Here is a 15,764-nt window from a genome sequence, read left to right on the forward strand (position 1 = left end):
TCTGGAACCGTTGTATCAGGTATGCTTTTCGTGCAGGAAACAAAAAGAAACAATTTCCCCAACCTGTTCGATAAGGAGTCCCGTTTTGGAGTTATCGACTGCCGCGTGGATGGTTCACGACACCCGCCTTATGTTCTGCGTCCTGTTGGCCATCGCCAGCATCATCGTGCTGATCAGCGCGACCAAGTTGCCACCATTTCTGTCGATCCTGATCGGCACCTTTATCGCCGGGGTCGGTGCCGGACTGCCGCCGGAAGAAGTGGCCAAGGCCTTCAGCAAAGGCGCCGGGGCGATCCTCGGTGAAGCCGGGATCATCATTGCCCTGGGCTCGATGCTCGGCGCACTGATGGCGGAATCCGGCGCCGCCGACCGCATCGCCACCACCCTGCTGGGGTTGGGCAAGGGCAAGTCGCTGCCATGGGTGATGGCGCTGGTGGCGATGGTGATCGGGCTGCCGCTGTTCTTCGAAGTGGGCCTGGTGATGATGGTGCCGATCATCTTTGTGATGGCCAAGCGTTCGAACCAGCCGCTGCTGAAAATCGCCATCCCGGCGCTGGCGGGCATGACCACCCTGCACGCCTTGATGCCACCGCACCCCGGGCCGCTGATTGCAGTGAGCGCGTTGCACGCCGACCTCGGCCTGACCATGCTGCTGGGCTTCTGCCTGGCGGTGCCGGCGGTGATCCTCGCCGGCCCGCTCTACGGCAACTGGCTGTCCAAGCGCCTGCACGTGGATGAGCCGGCCGACATCGGCGCGCTGTTCAGTGCACCGCCCAAGGCGCCGCGCCAGCCGAGTTTTGGCGTGTCGCTGTTGATCATCCTGTTGCCGGTGATTCTGATGCTCGGCAGCACCTTGGCCAAAGTCGCCCTGCCGGCGGAAAGCACGGTGGGCCTGACCCTGAAATTCCTTGGTGAACCGCTGATCGCCCTCGGCCTCGCGGTGATAGCCGCCGTGATCTGCCTGGGCTGGGCCGCCGGCATGCCGCGCGCCGAAGTCGGCAACACCCTGCGCAAGGCCCTCGCGCCCATCGCCGTGTTGCTGCTGACCATCGGCGCCGGCGGCGGCCTCAAGCAAACCCTGCTCGACGCCGGCGTCAGCCAGACCATCAGCAAAGTCGCCGAAGGCGCCCACATGCCGTATCTGTTGCTGGCCTGGTTGATTGCCGTGGCGTTGCGCCAGGCCACCGGCTCGGCGACGGTCGCCACGACCACCACGGCCGGTATCCTCGCGCCGATGATGGCCGGGTTGGCCGCCACCCAGAGTTCATTGGTGGCACTGGCGATTGGCGCCGGCTCGGTGTTCTTCTGCCACGTCAACGACGCCGGGTTCTGGATGGTGCGTGAGTACTTTGGCCTGCAGTTGAAGCAGACGATCTGGGTGTGGTCGGTGTTGCAGACGATTGTTTCAGTCGTCGGCCTGATCGGTACCCTGCTGCTCTGGCACTTTTTGACCTGAGTTTCAGCCAACCAGGGTGTGGCGCTTGCCAAACAGCGCCACACTTCCCACCCCCACCGCGCCCATCACCACGCAATACCCCACGCAAATCCACGGGCTGGTCGGCATCAGCGCAATCAGCAGCAGCGGCGTAGTGCTCGCCCACAGTGCATAGGCGATGTTGTAGGTGAAGGAAATTCCCGACACCCGCACCGGCGCCGGAAACAGCCCGACCATCACCGACGGCACCGCGCCCACCACCCCGCAACTCAAGCCCGCCACGGCGTAGGCCGCGCCGAGCCACACGCCCCCGTTGATCAGGCTGGCGTAGAGCAGCGCGACCCCCAGCGGCAGCAACACGCTGTAGACCCGCACCGCGCGCCAGGCGCCGATGCGGTCCACCAGCAGGCCGGCGAGGATGCAGCCGATGTTCAGGAAGACGATGCCCAGTGCGCTCAAGGCGAAGGTGTGGCTGGGGCTCATGCCGAAGGTTTTCTGCATCATGGTCGGGGTGATGACCACCAGCACGACCACCGCCGAGGTGAGCACGCAGGTGAGGACCATCGCCGGCAGCAGCACGGCGCGATGGTCGCGCAATACCGTGCGCAGCGGCAGTTCGGCAGCCGCGTGGCGACGGGCCTGCATTTCGAGGAATACCGGGGTTTCACTCAGCCAGCGGCGCAGCCACACGCCGATCACGCCGAACACACCGCCGAGCAGGAAGGGAAAACGCCAGGCGTAGTCGAGGATTTCGGCCGGGGTGAAGACTTGCGCCAGCAGCGTCGCGGTCAGCGCACCGAGCAGGTAGCCAAAGGTCAGGCCGGCCTGCAGGAAGCCCAGGGCGTAGCCGCGATGGTGCGGCGGCGCGTGCTCGGCGACGAACGTCCAGGCGCTGGGGACTTCACCGCCGACCGCGGCACCTTGCAGCACCCGCAGCACGAGCAGGATCAGCGGCGCGAAATAACCGATTTGCGCGTAGGTGGGCATGATCCCGATCAGCAGGCAGGGCAACGCCATCATCAGGATGCTCAGGCTGAACACGCGCTTGCGCCCCAGGTGATCGGCAAAGTGCGCCATCAGGATGCCGCCCAGCGGGCGTGCCAGGTAGCCGGTGACGAAGATCCCGAAGCTTTGCAGCAGGCGCAGCCACTCGGGCATTTCCGGCGGGAAAAACAGCTGGCTCAGGGTCAGCGCGAAGAATACGAAGATGATGAAGTCGTAGATTTCCAGCGCGCCACCGAGGGCGGCCAGGCCCAGGGTTTTGTAGTCGGAGCGGGAAAAACGCTGCGCCTGTGGAGAAAAGGTGGCAGTCATGTGATGGCTCGGCAGACAAACAAAATGGCGTGCAGGTTATGAGCTGGGCCGGATGATGGCAATCGCGGCAGATATATTTGTTTTCCTCATGGATCGATGAAGATAACTGCATTCCCATATGAATGGCCGTAGCGGAACATGCCGTAAAACTGCCAACACCATAATAAATACAAGAGGAAAGACTCGTGGCCGATGCTATCGAAGAAAGCCGCTATGCCCGATTTGCCCTGCGTTGTTCCAATTTCGCCGAACGCTGGTTCCCCGACTCCTGGGTGTTCGCCGCCCTCGCCGTGATCATCGTCGCCGTGGCGACCCTGGGCATGGGCGCCGCGCCGACCGAGGCCGCCAAGGCCTTTGGTGATGGGTTCTGGAGCCTGATTCCGTTCACCATGCAGATGGCCTTCGTGGTGATCGGCGGTTACGTGGTTGCCAGCTCGCCGCCGGCGGTCAAGCTGATCGACCGCCTGGCGCGCATCCCGAAGAACGGCCGCTCCGCCGTGGCCTGGGTGGCGTTGATTTCGATGGTGGCGTCGCTGCTCAACTGGGGCCTGTCCCTGGTGTTCGGCGGTTTGCTGGTGCGCGCACTGGCGCGTCGTACGGACTTGCGCATGGACTACCGCGCAGCCGGTGCGGCGGCCTATCTGGGCCTGGGCGCGGTGTGGGCGCTGGGGCTGTCGTCGTCGGCCGCACAACTGCAGGCCAACCCGGCCAGCTTGCCGCCGTCGATCCTGTCGATCACCGGGATGATCCCGTTCACCGAGACCATCTTCCTGTGGCAATCCGGCGTGCTGCTGCTGGCGCTGATCGTGGTCTCGCTGATCATCGCCTACGCCACCGCCCCGGGCCCGAACAGCGCGCGTGACGCCAAGGCCTGCGGCGTCGACCCGGCCTTCAACCTGCCCAAGCCGCAGCCTCCCACTCGCCCGGGCGAATGGCTGGAACACAGCCCACTCCTGACCATCCTGCTGGCGCTGCTGGCGGCCGGTTGGCTGTTCCATGAGTTCTCGACCAAACCGGCGATCAGTGCGATCTCAGGGCTGAACACCTACAACTTCCTGTTCATCATGGTCGGCGCCCTGCTGCACTGGCGCCCGCGCAGCTTCCTCGACGCAGTGGCCCGCGCCGTGCCGACCACCACTGGGGTGCTGATCCAATTCCCGCTGTACGGCTCGATCGCCGCCCTGATGACGGTGGTCAAGGGCGGCGACGGCCAGACCCTGGCGCACCATATCTCGACCTTCTTCACCTCCATCGCCTCCCATGACACCTACGCCCTGCTGATGGGCGTGTACTCGGCGGTGCTGGGCTTCTTCATCCCGTCGGGCGGCGGCAAGTGGATCATCGAAGCGCCCTACGTGATGCAAGTGGCCAATGACTTGCAATACCACCTCGGCTGGTCGGTGCAGATCTACAACGCGGCCGAGGCGCTGCCGAACCTGATCAACCCGTTCTACATGCTGCCGCTGCTCGGGGTATTGGGGCTGAAAGCGCGAGACTTGATCGGCTTTTCGTTCGTGCAACTGCTGGTACACACGCCGCTGGTGTTGTTCCTGCTATGGGCGCTCGGGACGACACTGAAATATCTCCCCCCCGTCATGCCGTAGGTCACAGCTACAAGCTTCAAGCTTCAAGCCTCAAGCCGCAAGCCGCAAGCCTCACGCTGGTAGCTTGTAGCTTGTAGCTTGTAGCTTGTAGCTTGTAGCTTGTAGCTTGTAGCTTGCAGCTTGCAGCTTGTAGCTTGTAGCTTGCAGCTGCCTTAATTCCGTCACATTGCGTTGCTACCGTCCTGCGAAATATCTTGCAACAATCTCCAGCAAGGACTCCCCGCAATGAGTGACGAGCACGAAGACCGCCCTGCCCCCGATTCAGCAGCCCAACCGCCGGTAGACACCAGCCGCCGGCGCTTCCTAGGGGGCGCGGCGGTATTGGGGGTCGGCGCGACCTTGAGTGCTTGTGGCAATACCGGCGAAGCCCCGGGCAAGCCGGTGACGCGGCCACTGACCCCGCAGGAGTTGGATAAGGCGTTGCGCGACCAGGTGAAAACCGTGGTGGTGATCTACGCCGAGAACCGCAGCTTCAACAACCTGTTTGCAGATTTCCCCGGCCTGGAGAAGCCGCTGTCGGCCCTTTCCGCCGCCCAATACCAGCAGCGCGATCGCGATGGCAACCTGTTGACCACCCTGCCCCCGGCTTGGGGCGGCGTGCTGCAAGTCGGCCCGCAAAGCGTGGATGGGGTGACTTATCCCAACGAGGTGCAGTTCCAGGAAAACCTGCCCAACGCGCCGTTCGCCCTCAAGGGTCCGAACGCCGAGGACCTGCCCCTGAGCCTGGTCACCCGCGACTTGTGGCACGTGTTCTACCAGAACCAGATGCAGATCAACGGCGGCAAGAATGACGGTTTCGTCGCCTGGGGCGATTCCGGCGGCCTGGTGATGGGCCATTACGCGCAGAGCCGCTATTCCCTGCGCCTGTGGGACGTGGCCAAGGAGTTCGTGCTCTGCGATAACTTCTTCCAGGGCGCGTTCGGCGGCTCGTTCCTCAACCACCAATACCTGATCAGCGCCACTGCGCCGTTTTATCCAAATGCCGCGCAGTCGGTGGCCAAGGCGCAGATTGCCACGCTGCAAAGCGAGGATCCCACCGACCCGCGCCTCAAGCCGCTGGACAAGTCCCCGGCCAGCGCCATGACCGGCCCGCCGCAGTTCGGCCCAAGTGCGCTGACGCCGGATGGCTACGGCGTGAACACCTTGGCTCCGCCCTACTGGCCGACCTGGATCCGCGACCCGGAAAACCCGGACTATTCCAAACCCGACCTGCCCAACGTGCTGGTGCCGCAAACCCACGAGCACATCGGCGACAAGCTGTCGAAAAAGAACATCGACTGGGCCTGGTACGCCGGCGCCTGGCAGGCCACGCTGGAGCAGTTCAAGGATTCGGGCGGCATTCCGAAAATCCCCAATTTCCAGTACCACCACCAGCCGTTCAACTACTTCAAGCAGCAAGGCCCCGAGCACCGCGCAGAGCGTGACAAGCGTCTGCGTGACGGCGGCTTGGGCGATGAGTCCAGCACCAACAAGTTCTTCGCCGACGCCCAGGCGGGCAAGCTGCCGGCCGCGAGTTTCTACAAGCCCCAGGGCAACCTGAATATGCACGCCGGCTATGCCGACGTGGCCTCTGGCGACCGGCATATCGCCCGTGCGTTGAAGGTGCTGCAGGAAAGCCCACAGTGGAAAAACATGGTGGTGGTGGTGACGGTCGATGAAAACGGCGGCTGGTGGGACCACGTGGCGCCGCCCAAGGGCGACCGCTGGGGCCCGGGCACGCGGATTCCGGCACTGGTGGTCTCGCCCTTTGCACGCAAAGGCACGGTCGACCATACGGTCTACGACACCGCGTCGATCCTGCGGCTGATTACGCGGGTTTTCCAGTTGGAGACGCTCGACGGTCTCAAGCAACGCGATGACGCGATGATCGCCCGCGGCCAGAAACCCATGGGTGACCTGAGCAATGCGTTGCAGTTCAACGTGTAGGTGTCTTATCCAATAGCGACACGCCTGGCGATTTAGCACGCGTTTTCCTGGTCAGCCGCTACTGTTTGAAGGGTGGCGCTTTCATCCCGCGCAGACGGGCCTTCGCTGACAAGGAATCAAACATGTTTAAACCGACCAGGCTGTCCTGCACCCTGGCCGCACTGCTGGCGAGTGCGGTCGTACAGGCTGATATCGAGGTACCACTGGGCAGCACGCAACGCGTCACCCAGTTGTTCGCCTTCCCCAACAATTGCAACGTGATCTGCTTTCGGCCATGGACACTGGAGCAGACCGTGGAGCATTACCTGAACCAGAGCCTGCAGCGTGACGGTTACAGTCGCGCCAAGGTCAGTGTGAAGACCCATGACGGCCAGCTCTCGGCCACCTTCAGCGGTGTGCCCGACGACTATGGCAAGCCACTCACCGCGCTGCTCGACACCGCCGACCTCGCCTACCAGGGCGCCAGCAAGCTCAACAGCGACGGCAAGTGGGCCTACAACTGGTACCTGTTCCTGCCGCTGGGCATGGCCCTGGAAAAACGCAAGAGCATCGAGTTGCTGCATTTCCCTCCGGATTACTCGCTGACCCAGGCCCAGGACTACCTGGAATCGGCCACCTCCGACCGCTGGGCCACGTTGCTCACCGACAATGGCGTGCCGGCCGGCGAAACCCCGGCCTACCAGACCATCATCGATATCGCGCCCATTGCAGCCCCGTCCACGGCGGGCAAGGACCTGGAAAACGTCTATGGCTACTTCACCGACTACCAGACGCGCATGGTCCGGGAGCTGAGCCTGCCGGCCAACGGCTCGTTACCGATGGTGGCGTTCGGTTCGCCGGTGCGCGCCTGGATCAAGCAACAATACGGGCCGTCCGTGGCGGTACTGGGCCTTGTGCAGATCAGCCCGGCCGCAGGCAAGAGTGTCTCGGTACTGGGCGCCAATCACCCGAGTTACATCTGGTATGCGGCGGACCCCGCCAGCTATGACGGCAATGAACAGAAAGCCGATGAAGCCGGCCTGACGGTGATGGGCCAGGACCTGAGCGCAGCCTGCTGGCAGGCCGGGATGGGCCAGAAACCGGCGAGTGATCCCAATGTGCTGCTCAAGGCCTGCATGAACACGTGGCAGGTCACGCGTAAGGAGCAGACCTGCGAGCTGTTCTATACCTCGGTGCGCAACCTGTCGCCGGAAAAGGCGAATGCCAAATGCGCCACGCCCGCGATCAAAGCCCAGCTCAGGCAGCTGAAGAATGCCGCCCCCGCCCCGGAAATCAGCGTCCCCGCCCTATAAAGCGCACAAAAAAAATCCGCTGGCTACTGTCAGGTTTGACAGTAGCCAGCGGATCGATCTTCGGCGAATCTTGTGCCGCCCCCATCTGCTGCAAGACTGGTAGTCAGCCACCATCCGCAGGTCCATGCAGCCCACCAAGGAGAGTCATGAAAACTCAGGCCATGGATAAGGCTAAAACGGCTGCAAATGACTGCCTGTACCCCTTCAAGACACTGCTCGTTGAGCAAGGCTATCCGTCGTACCGGCATTTCCAAGTCATGCAGGGTAGCGACAGTACCGGCAGCGGGGTCAAGGCACGCATCGCGTTTGACGGGCGCATGCGAATTGCCCAGGTCTCCGGCTACGCCGTGAGCGAGCGGCGCCCGCACACGTTGCAACTGTCGCCGCGCATCCATTTATACGACTGCTGGTTCTGCGGGCTGCTCAGGCACTCGTGCAATCCGAATGTGTTTTTCGACACCACCTACCTGGAACTCTGGACCGTACAGCCCATAGGCGCCGGCACCCCGTTGACCCTGGATTACGCCAGCACCGAGGATGCGTTGTTCCGACAGTTCAAGTGCCATTGCGGCGAACTGAACTGCCGGGGCTGGATCACCGGTCGCGACGAACCCCTGAATGCCGAGGGCCAGCAGTTCATGGTGCAGTGGCGCGAGCGCAAACGGCCTTAAGCTTCGCCCAAGGGGCGCAGTCGATACTGCGGCGGCAGTTGCTCGAAACCACTGATGGTGGTGTTCAGGCTCTTCCAGCGGCCGTCCTTGATGCCATAGATGCAGCCATGGATCGACAGGCTCTGCCCACGGTGCCAGGCATTTTGCACAATGCTGGTGTGGCCGACGTTGGCGACTTGCTGGATCACGTTGAGCTCGCACAGACGGTCGACGCGCTCCTCTTCGGTGGGTAACTGCGCCAGCACGTCACGGTTTTCGTAGTAGAGGTCGCGAATGGTGCGCAACCAGCCATCGATCAGGCCGAACTGGCGGTCCTGCATCGAGGCGCGCACGCCGCCGCAGCCATAGTGGCCAGTGACGAGGATGTGTTTGACCTTGAGTACGTCAACGGCGTACTGGATCACCGACAGGCAATTGAGGTCGGTGTGCAGCACCACGTTGGCCACGTTGCGGTGCACGAACAGATCGCCCGGCAGCATGCCGACGATCTCGTTGGCCGGTACGCGGGCGTCGGAGCAGCCGATCCACAGGTATTCCGGGGTCTGCTGGCGGGCGAGCTTGGCGAAGAATTCGGGATCTTCCTGTTTGATCGCATCCGCCCAGCGTTCATTGTTATCAAGCAGGTCTTGTAGTTCGTTCATCAGGGAAAGCCTCAGGAATGATGCGCAGCTTTGACAGACGACCGCTCGTCCGGGTCACGCCGCCGCGAAAGAATACCGATTGCCAATTAGCTTGAATCTTTAGCGAACGACGCCTGTCCACACACTATAAGCCCCACAGCATGAGGATTGGCCATGACTGAATCACGACGTCCCTACGGCGCTACGCAGCCGGAACCGATTGATGACAACGAAGACCGCATGGGCGAGATGCGCGAGCTGGACTTTGACCAGGAAGAGCCGACGGCGGAGATCGGCGAGGAAATCCCCCGCCGTGAGCGTGAGCACCTGATGCCCGACGAACGGGTGCGCGAGGCCGGGTTGACCGGGGCTTCAACCGATGATCATGAGTCGACGGATGATGATATGAGCCCGGAAACGCTGATCCATGAAGACGGCGCGCGGGATGCCCAGGAAGCCGGCGAAGGTGAGCAGGCGGATTGGGACCTGAGCATCGTCGATGAAGACGAGATTGGCGGCGGCAATGGCCTGGATGAGGCTGAGCTGGCGGATATCGACCCGGTAGACGGCAACCGCTGATACCCCGTCAACCTGTAGGAGCCCGGCTTGCGGGCGAGTGCGTCGTTGAGATCGCCATCGCCGGCAAGCCGGGCTCCTGCATCAATCGACCAGGGTGCAGGCCATCACGACCGCATCCTCACGGCCACCCACGGCGGGGTAATAGTCCCGCCGACGGCCGATTTCATTGAAGCCGTAGCGTTCATACAGGCGAAACGCGCCGGTATTGCTGTCGCGCACTTCCAGGAAACATTCGCGGGCATTGGCGGCATAGGCGCGGGACATCAGGTGTTCCAGCAGCGCCAGGCCGAGGCCACGCCCCTGGTTTTCCGGCTTGACGGTGATGTTCAGCAAATGCGCCTCATCGAGGATGATCTGCACCACCCCGTGGCCCACTTGCTGCTCGCCTTCGAACATCAGCCAGATCTGGTACTTGCCCAGCCCGTCGAGAAAGATCCCGCGGGTCCAGGGATGGCTGAACGCCGCGTATTCGATTTTCAGCACGGCGTCGAGGTCAGCCTCGGTCATCGGGCGGAAGGATAAAGCCTCACTCATCGGTTGTTTTCCAGCGCGCCATCAGCCGGCGCATGGCTTGCCAGACATCAGCCTTACGCTGTGGCTCTTCCATTAATAATTCCAGGCCCGGCAGGGCCCACACCGAGCCTAGGCCTTCGACCTGCAGCTCGCGGTACCAGGACTCGGCATTCGCTTCGCCGGCAAATCGTACGGCGGGCAGGCCGATCAGCCACAGGCACACGCAGGGTTCATCCTCCAGGCGCGCCGAGACAAAGCCCTGGACAAAATCCCGCGCGGCTTCCGGGCCCTGGTCCATGGTGCCGCGTACCAACAGCGGCCAGCGCACCGGATCGCCGACGATCTGCGGACTGTCGGGCAGGCCGGCGGCGCGCAGCATGTCCTTGAGCAGCATGTAGGCAGGATCGCGCGTCTGGAAACGCTCGCCGGTGGGCAATTCCACCAGCAGCAGGCAACGCCCGGCGCGCAGCAATTGCAGGGCAAAACGCGGCGGCGGCACCACCGCAGCCTTGACCACCGGCGCGGCTTCTTCGGCCACCACCGGCTTGGCCACCGTTGACGGGCGAGGCACTTCGATCTTGGCCCGCTCGACCGCCGCACGCGCCTCGGGAGCGGGCTTGACCACCGCGACCGGCGCGGCAGCCTCCTCGCCGGAGGCTTCCAAGGCCTCATAGGGCTCGAACGCCTCCAGCAGCTCGGGCCGCGACGGCGCGGCAAACGGCAGTTCGGTGCGGGGCAGCCAATTGACCACCTGCATGGCGGTCAAGTAAGCGCGACGTCGGGACTCGATAAGCACAGCTCGGCCACTTGTGGATAAGTTAAGAGCGGGGATTCTACCGCTGTTCGGTAACAATCGCCCACTGCGCACTGACCGGCTGTGGATAAATCCCGCGTCCGATGCAGTACAATCGCGACTTTTAATCGCCAACCAGCCGGCCATTCCCATGATCGAACCCAAGCGCGTCCTGCGCGCCCTCGCCGAACACTGGGCCTTACTCGAGCCACTGTGCGAACACTTCGACCAAGGCACCCTGAGCCTCGGCGAGCTGCGCGCGCAACTGGCCGCCCAACAACTGGACAGCACGCCCCAGGACATCACCAGCCTGCTGGACGTGTGGATTCGCCTGGATATCCTGGTGCCTGTCGCCAAGAGCCCGAACCGTTTCGAGCTCAACGCCCAGATCCATGACTTCCTCGCCTATCTTCGCAAGGAGCACCGGCTTGGCCTGTGCCTGGAAATCGAAGCCTACCTGCGCCACCTCGAGCGCCTGGCCGGTTACATCCAGGACGCCTTCGATATCCGTGATGGCCATGATCTGGCCCGCCAACTGCGCCTGCTGGATATGCGCGTGCGCGACGTGCTGAAAAAACTCGCCAACGACGAACAGGCCCTCGCCGCCGTAGCCGACCGCGCCAAGACCAGCGACCGGCAGATCCCGTTGCGCCAGCGCTACGCCGAAGTACTGGCGACCTGGGATGAATACGTCGAACCGATGATCCAGCTGGTGAACGCCGACGGCGCCTTCGAACAAGGCGTGCGCAAGGTCGAGAACGTGCTGCTGCGCATGCTCACCGAGCAGCAGCGCCTCGGCCATCTGGTGGACGACGACATGCTGCTGCGCACCCACGCGCGCATCCTCGAAATGCAGACCAGCGCCCAGCTGACCTTGCGCCATGCCCGCGAGCTGCTGCTGCCGCTGCGCGAAGAAGCGCGCCGGCACAACGCCGTGACCCGTGGCGCGGCGCTGGCCTTGTCGGCCATCCGCCGCAAGGGCCTGGACGCCGTGCCGCAGGCGGCGATGCCAATGTTTACCCGGCCGCAAAGCACCTTCCTCGGCAGCGCCAGCCAGGTCGAGGCCTATGTGTATGCCCTGGCGAATTTCGAGCCGAAACCGGCGCGTTTCCCCAAGGCGCACAAATCCCACAAGGGCGACGCCCAGCGTGCACCGCGCACGGTCAAGGAAATGCTCGAGCGCTGCGAAGACGCGCTGCCGATGCCAGACCTGATGACCTGGCTGCTGGAGCAGGAACCGGACGGCGCCACCGACGAATTGCTGTACTGGTTCTCACGCCTGTCCCGCGAAAAACGCTTCAAGCGCGAACGCCTCGAACGCCGCGATTACCACACGCACGAGCACCAGGTCAGCCTGCGCTCATTCGCCCTGCTCCCGGCCACGCCTGACGCCGCCGAGAACTCTGCGAGCACCGCTAATGTAAGGACTTCGCATGCATCTTGATCTATCCGAACTGTCCCAGCTGGCGCCGATCTTTCGCGAGCTGTTCAAGGGTTACCACGTCAGCCGCCGCGACCCGGAACTGTACGCGCAACTGTCGAACTTCCAGGACCAGTACCGCACGCTGTTCAAGGCCCTGGGCTTTGAGCTGGTGTGTGACACCCGTGGTTTCTACTACTTCGTGCCGGATTCGGCGATTGCCAGCGCACAGGTCAACAAGACTGCCCAGCGCCTGGCGTTGTTCACCTTCATCATCGTCGAGCACCTGGCCGACCAGGGCCGTGACCCGATCGCCGTGCTCGACGGTGGCAGCCTCGGCCGCGATGAGCTGCCATCGCTGCTGGAGAAGTACCGCGACCTGTTTATCCAGGCCGAAGTGCAGACCCAGGAAGAACTCGAAGAAAAAATCATGCGCCGCATGACCCAGCTGGGTTTTGCCAGCGAAGACAACGGTATCTATCGCTTCCTGCCGCCGATGCACCGCTTCCTCGATGTGTGCCTGTCGGTGCAACAGGACCGCGACCTCGCCGCCAGCGTGCACAGCGTGTTGCCGCTGCCGGCACCGGTGATCATCGACGAAGACAGCGATGAAAAACTGCTGAAGACCGATGACCCGCTGGACCTCAGCGACTTCGCCGACGAAAGCGAAGAAGACGCCCTGGCCCGCGCCATTGCCGAAGAACAGGAGACCGATGCATGAGCAAGGAACGCTACGGCATCCGCCGCTTTGCCCTATTGAACACCGCCGGCTACAGCTTGGGCCTGTTCCCGCTGGAAGAGCCGCTGTCGGTGTATGGCGCGAACAACCTGGGTAAATCCGCCTCGATCAACGCCCTGCAGTTCCCGATCCTGGCGCGCATGTCGGACATGAGTTTCGGCAAGTATACCCTGGAACAATCGCGGCGCTTTTACTTCGCCACCGACACCAGCTACATCCTCGTGGAAGTGTCGCTGCCCCACGGCCCTCATGTGATCGGCGTGGTCGGGCGCGGTCCGGGCGGCGGTTTCGGTCACCAGTTCTTTGCCTATGCCGGCAAGCTCGACCTGGCGCATTACCAGAAGAACGATACCTGCCTGCGCCAGAAAGAGCTGTTCACCAACCTTGAGCGCGAAGGCCTGAAAGCCTACGAACTCAAGCCGGATGAACTGCGCCGTTTGCTGGTCGGCGGTCATACGTCGATCCCGCTGGACCTGACCTTGATCCCGCTGCGCTCCACCAGCGAGCAGAGCCTGAAGACCTTCCGCGCGCTGTTTATCAACCTGCTGCACATGCGTGAAATCACCGCGGCCAAGCTCAAGCAGCTGTTCCTCGATGCATTCGAACACAGCTTGCGTTCGGGCAGCGTGGACTACATCGCAGCGTGCGAAGAAGCCTTCCGCGACGTGCGACGCATGGAACAGGACTACCACTCGCTGGTGGCCGCCGGCCCGCTGGTCGAGGCGCTCGCCAATGGCGTGAAACAGCGCGACATCCTGCGCGGCAAGCTGCATCGGCTGTCGCCGCTGCTGGACTCGCTGCTGGGCACCTGGTCGGACTACGCCAGTGCACGCAAGGAAGAGCTGACGATCCAGGCCGAACACTACCGCAACGAGCAGGATGCGCTGCAGAACGACCAGCGTGGCGGCACCCAGGAGCTGATGCGCCTGGAGCGCGAGATCAGCGGCATCCAGCGCTGGCTGGGTGAGCTGTCGGTGCTCAAGCATCGCTTCGCCCTGGTGGATGACGTCAAGGTGCTCGAGCAGCAACTGCTGGCGGCCAAGGATGCTCACGACGAACTGGCGGGCGCCCTGGCGCAGTCGCGGCAGTTCAGCGCCGAAGACCTCGACGAGCGCTTGCGCGACCTGGAAAAACGCCTGAAGTCGGTCAAGCAGCAGCTCGATCATGCGGACAACAACAGCTACGCCAAACTGCGCGAAGAATTCTCACAGCAGGATGTCGAGCGCCTGATGCGCCTGTTCAACAGCTCGTTGTTCAGCCTGCCATTGGGTGAGCATGGCATCACGCTGGACGAGGACGGGCAGTGGGTCAAATCCCTGGAGCTGATCCTCGATGGCTTCAAGGGCGAGCGCTTCGAAGTGCCGGGCCTGTCCATCGACATCTCGCACATCGAGCCACCGGCCTTGCAGGCCCTGGCGGATCGCGCGGCATTGCGCGACCAGAAAGAGCGCCTGGAAAAAGAACTCAAGCAACTCAAGACCCAGCAGGCCGTAGCCTCTGACCGCGCCGCGAGCAAGACTCAGACCGAGGCGCTGTATCAGCAGGTGCTGGACGCGCAGAAGGCGCTGGAAGACTTCCGCCGCGCGCAAACCCTGAGCGCCGAAGAAGACGAGAAACTGGAAAGCCTGGCGCAGATGGAAGCCGCGCAGGATGAGCTCAAGCGCTCCAGTGATGCCTTCACCGAGCGTGTCCAGCAATTGTCGGCCAAGCTGCAACTGGTCGGCCGGCAGATCGGTGATATGGAAGCCAAGCAACGCACCCTCGACGACGCACTGCGCCGCCGCCAGCTGTTGCCAGCAGACCTGCCATTCGGCACGCCGTTCATGGACCCGGTCGACGACTCCATGGACAACCTGCTGCCGCTGCTCAATGACTATCAGGACAGCTGGCAAGGCCTGCTGCGCGCTGATGGCCAGATCGAAGCGCTGTACGCCCAGGTGCGCCTCAAGGGCGTGGCCAAGTTCGACAGCGAGGATGACGTCGAGCGTCGCCTGCAACTGCTGATCAACGCCTATGCCCACCGCACCGACGAAGCCCTGACCCTGGGCAAGGCCCGCCGTGCGGCGGTGACCGACATCGCGCGGACCCTGCGCAATATCCGCAGTGACTACGACAGCCTGGAACACCAGCTGGCGCTGTTCAACCGCGAGATCAACAAGCGCCAGGTGTCCAACCTGCAAAGCTTCCGCATCGTGCTGGCGCCGAACAAGGAAGCCCTCAAGCATATCGACCAGATCATCCACAGTGCCGGTCAGTATGAAGAAGGCGAGACCCTGTCGGTGTTCGACCTCAGCCAGAGCGCCGAGCAGGACAACAAGAACGAAGAGGCCAAGGAGTACCTGGCCCGCCTGGTGGCCGCCAACCATAACCAGCTGGGCCTCAAGGACCTGTTCGAACTGGCGTTCGAGATCACCAAGGTGCATGGCCAGCCGGTGATCCACACCGACATCGACGGCGCGGCATCCAACGGCACCACCATGACCATCAAGGCGCTGACCAACATGTACTTGTTGCTGCACTTGATGGACCGTGACCAGGCCGGGCGCGTGCGCTTGCCGTACTACCTCGACGAGGCCGCGGATATCGATGAAAAGAACCAGGCGGCGCTGCTCGAAACCAGTCTGCAATTGGGCTTTGTGCCGATCCTTGCCAGTGTGAAACCGCAAGTGTCTGCGCAAGTGGCGATCGACCTGGAAGGCGGCAGCGGGCCGAATGGGATCTACATTGATGAGGCGGACTGGAAGTACATCCGTCGTCACGATGTGGTGAAGGCGACGGTGAATGTGCAGGCGGACGAGCCGGAGCTGGATGAAGTCTGATCGGCTGCAGTGAAATGCAAAAAGGCCGCGATCTTATGG

13 protein-coding genes are annotated in these 15,764 nt (G+C 63.0%); 9 read left to right on the forward strand and 4 right to left on the reverse strand.

What is annotated here, in order from left to right:
* The first annotated feature begins 85 nt into the window (after positions 1-85).
* The gene (locus C9990_RS27810) at positions 86-1,456 is read left to right on the forward strand and encodes a gluconate:H+ symporter (RefSeq protein ID WP_106805243.1); all 1,371 of its coding nucleotides are present in this window, start codon (positions 86-88) and stop codon (positions 1,454-1,456) included.
* 3 nt (positions 1,457-1,459) lie between these two features.
* On the opposite strand, the gene C9990_RS27815 is transcribed toward C9990_RS27810, so the two are convergent.
* Positions 1,460-2,749 carry an MFS transporter gene (locus tag C9990_RS27815; protein WP_065900419.1) on the reverse strand — a complete coding sequence of 430 codons (1,290 nt, stop codon included), beginning with the start codon at positions 2,747-2,749 and terminating at the stop codon, positions 1,460-1,462.
* A gap of 185 nt (positions 2,750-2,934) precedes the next feature.
* On the opposite strand from C9990_RS27815, the gene C9990_RS27820 reads away from it, so the two are divergent.
* The 4 genes from C9990_RS27820 (at position 2,935) to C9990_RS27835 (ending at position 8,242) form a co-directional block, all read left to right on the forward strand.
* Complete coding sequence (locus C9990_RS27820; RefSeq protein WP_065900417.1) at positions 2,935-4,353, forward strand: short-chain fatty acid transporter; 1,419 nt, start codon at positions 2,935-2,937, stop codon at positions 4,351-4,353.
* Between the two features lie 225 nt (positions 4,354-4,578).
* Complete coding sequence (acpA, locus tag C9990_RS27825; protein ID WP_106805244.1) at positions 4,579-6,279, forward strand: acid phosphatase; 1,701 nt, start codon at positions 4,579-4,581, stop codon at positions 6,277-6,279.
* Positions 6,280-6,401: 122 nt separating this feature from the next.
* Positions 6,402-7,571, forward strand: coding sequence for a hypothetical protein (locus C9990_RS27830; protein WP_106805245.1), 1,170 nt, complete (start codon positions 6,402-6,404; stop codon positions 7,569-7,571).
* A 146-nt stretch (positions 7,572-7,717) separates the two neighbouring features.
* The gene (locus tag C9990_RS27835; protein ID WP_065900411.1) at positions 7,718-8,242 is read left to right on the forward strand and encodes an SET domain-containing protein-lysine N-methyltransferase; all 525 of its coding nucleotides are present in this window, start codon (positions 7,718-7,720) and stop codon (positions 8,240-8,242) included.
* On the opposite strand, the gene can is transcribed toward C9990_RS27835, so the two are convergent.
* Positions 8,239-8,883 (reverse strand): carbonate dehydratase, encoded by a 645-nt coding sequence (can, locus tag C9990_RS27840; protein WP_025856499.1) that lies wholly within the window; start codon positions 8,881-8,883, stop codon positions 8,239-8,241. The two genes, C9990_RS27835 and can, sit on opposite strands and share 4 nt — an antisense overlap.
* 153 nt (positions 8,884-9,036) lie before the next feature.
* On the opposite strand from can, the gene C9990_RS27845 reads away from it, so the two are divergent.
* Positions 9,037-9,441 carry a serine kinase/phosphatase gene (locus C9990_RS27845; protein ID WP_106805246.1) on the forward strand — a complete coding sequence of 135 codons (405 nt, stop codon included), beginning with the start codon at positions 9,037-9,039 and terminating at the stop codon, positions 9,439-9,441.
* Positions 9,442-9,522: 81 nt separating this feature from the next.
* Here C9990_RS27845 and rimI read toward each other — a convergent pair whose 3' ends face one another.
* Complete coding sequence (rimI, locus tag C9990_RS27850; RefSeq protein ID WP_003188286.1) at positions 9,523-9,975, reverse strand: ribosomal protein S18-alanine N-acetyltransferase; 453 nt, start codon at positions 9,973-9,975, stop codon at positions 9,523-9,525.
* Positions 9,968-10,711 (reverse strand): energy transducer TonB, encoded by a 744-nt coding sequence (locus tag C9990_RS27855; RefSeq protein ID WP_106805247.1) that lies wholly within the window; start codon positions 10,709-10,711, stop codon positions 9,968-9,970. Before C9990_RS27855 ends, rimI begins: the two co-directional genes overlap by 8 nt.
* A 187-nt stretch (positions 10,712-10,898) precedes the next feature.
* On the opposite strand from C9990_RS27855, the gene mksB reads away from it, so the two are divergent.
* From mksB to mksF, 3 genes are read left to right on the forward strand one after another with little or no spacing between them, the layout of a single operon-like run.
* Complete coding sequence (gene mksB / locus C9990_RS27860) at positions 10,899-12,191, forward strand: Mks condensin complex protein MksB (protein ID WP_065900405.1); 1,293 nt, start codon at positions 10,899-10,901, stop codon at positions 12,189-12,191.
* A complete protein-coding gene (mksE, locus tag C9990_RS27865) occupies positions 12,181-12,888 on the forward strand; it encodes an Mks condensin complex protein MksE (protein WP_012722059.1) in 708 nt (235 codons plus the stop codon). The genes mksB and mksE overlap by 11 nt, the downstream gene beginning before the upstream one ends.
* On the forward strand, positions 12,885-15,725 hold the full coding sequence (mksF, locus tag C9990_RS27870; RefSeq protein ID WP_106805248.1) for an Mks condensin complex protein MksF: 2,841 nt from the start codon (positions 12,885-12,887) through the stop codon (positions 15,723-15,725). The genes mksE and mksF overlap by 4 nt, the downstream gene beginning before the upstream one ends.
* The last annotated feature ends 39 nt before the right edge of the window (positions 15,726-15,764 follow it).

Origin of the sequence: Pseudomonas sp. S5D5, from assembly GCF_003013355.1 — a bacterium.
Classification (GTDB): domain Bacteria; phylum Pseudomonadota; class Gammaproteobacteria; order Pseudomonadales; family Pseudomonadaceae; genus Aquipseudomonas; species Aquipseudomonas aylmerensis.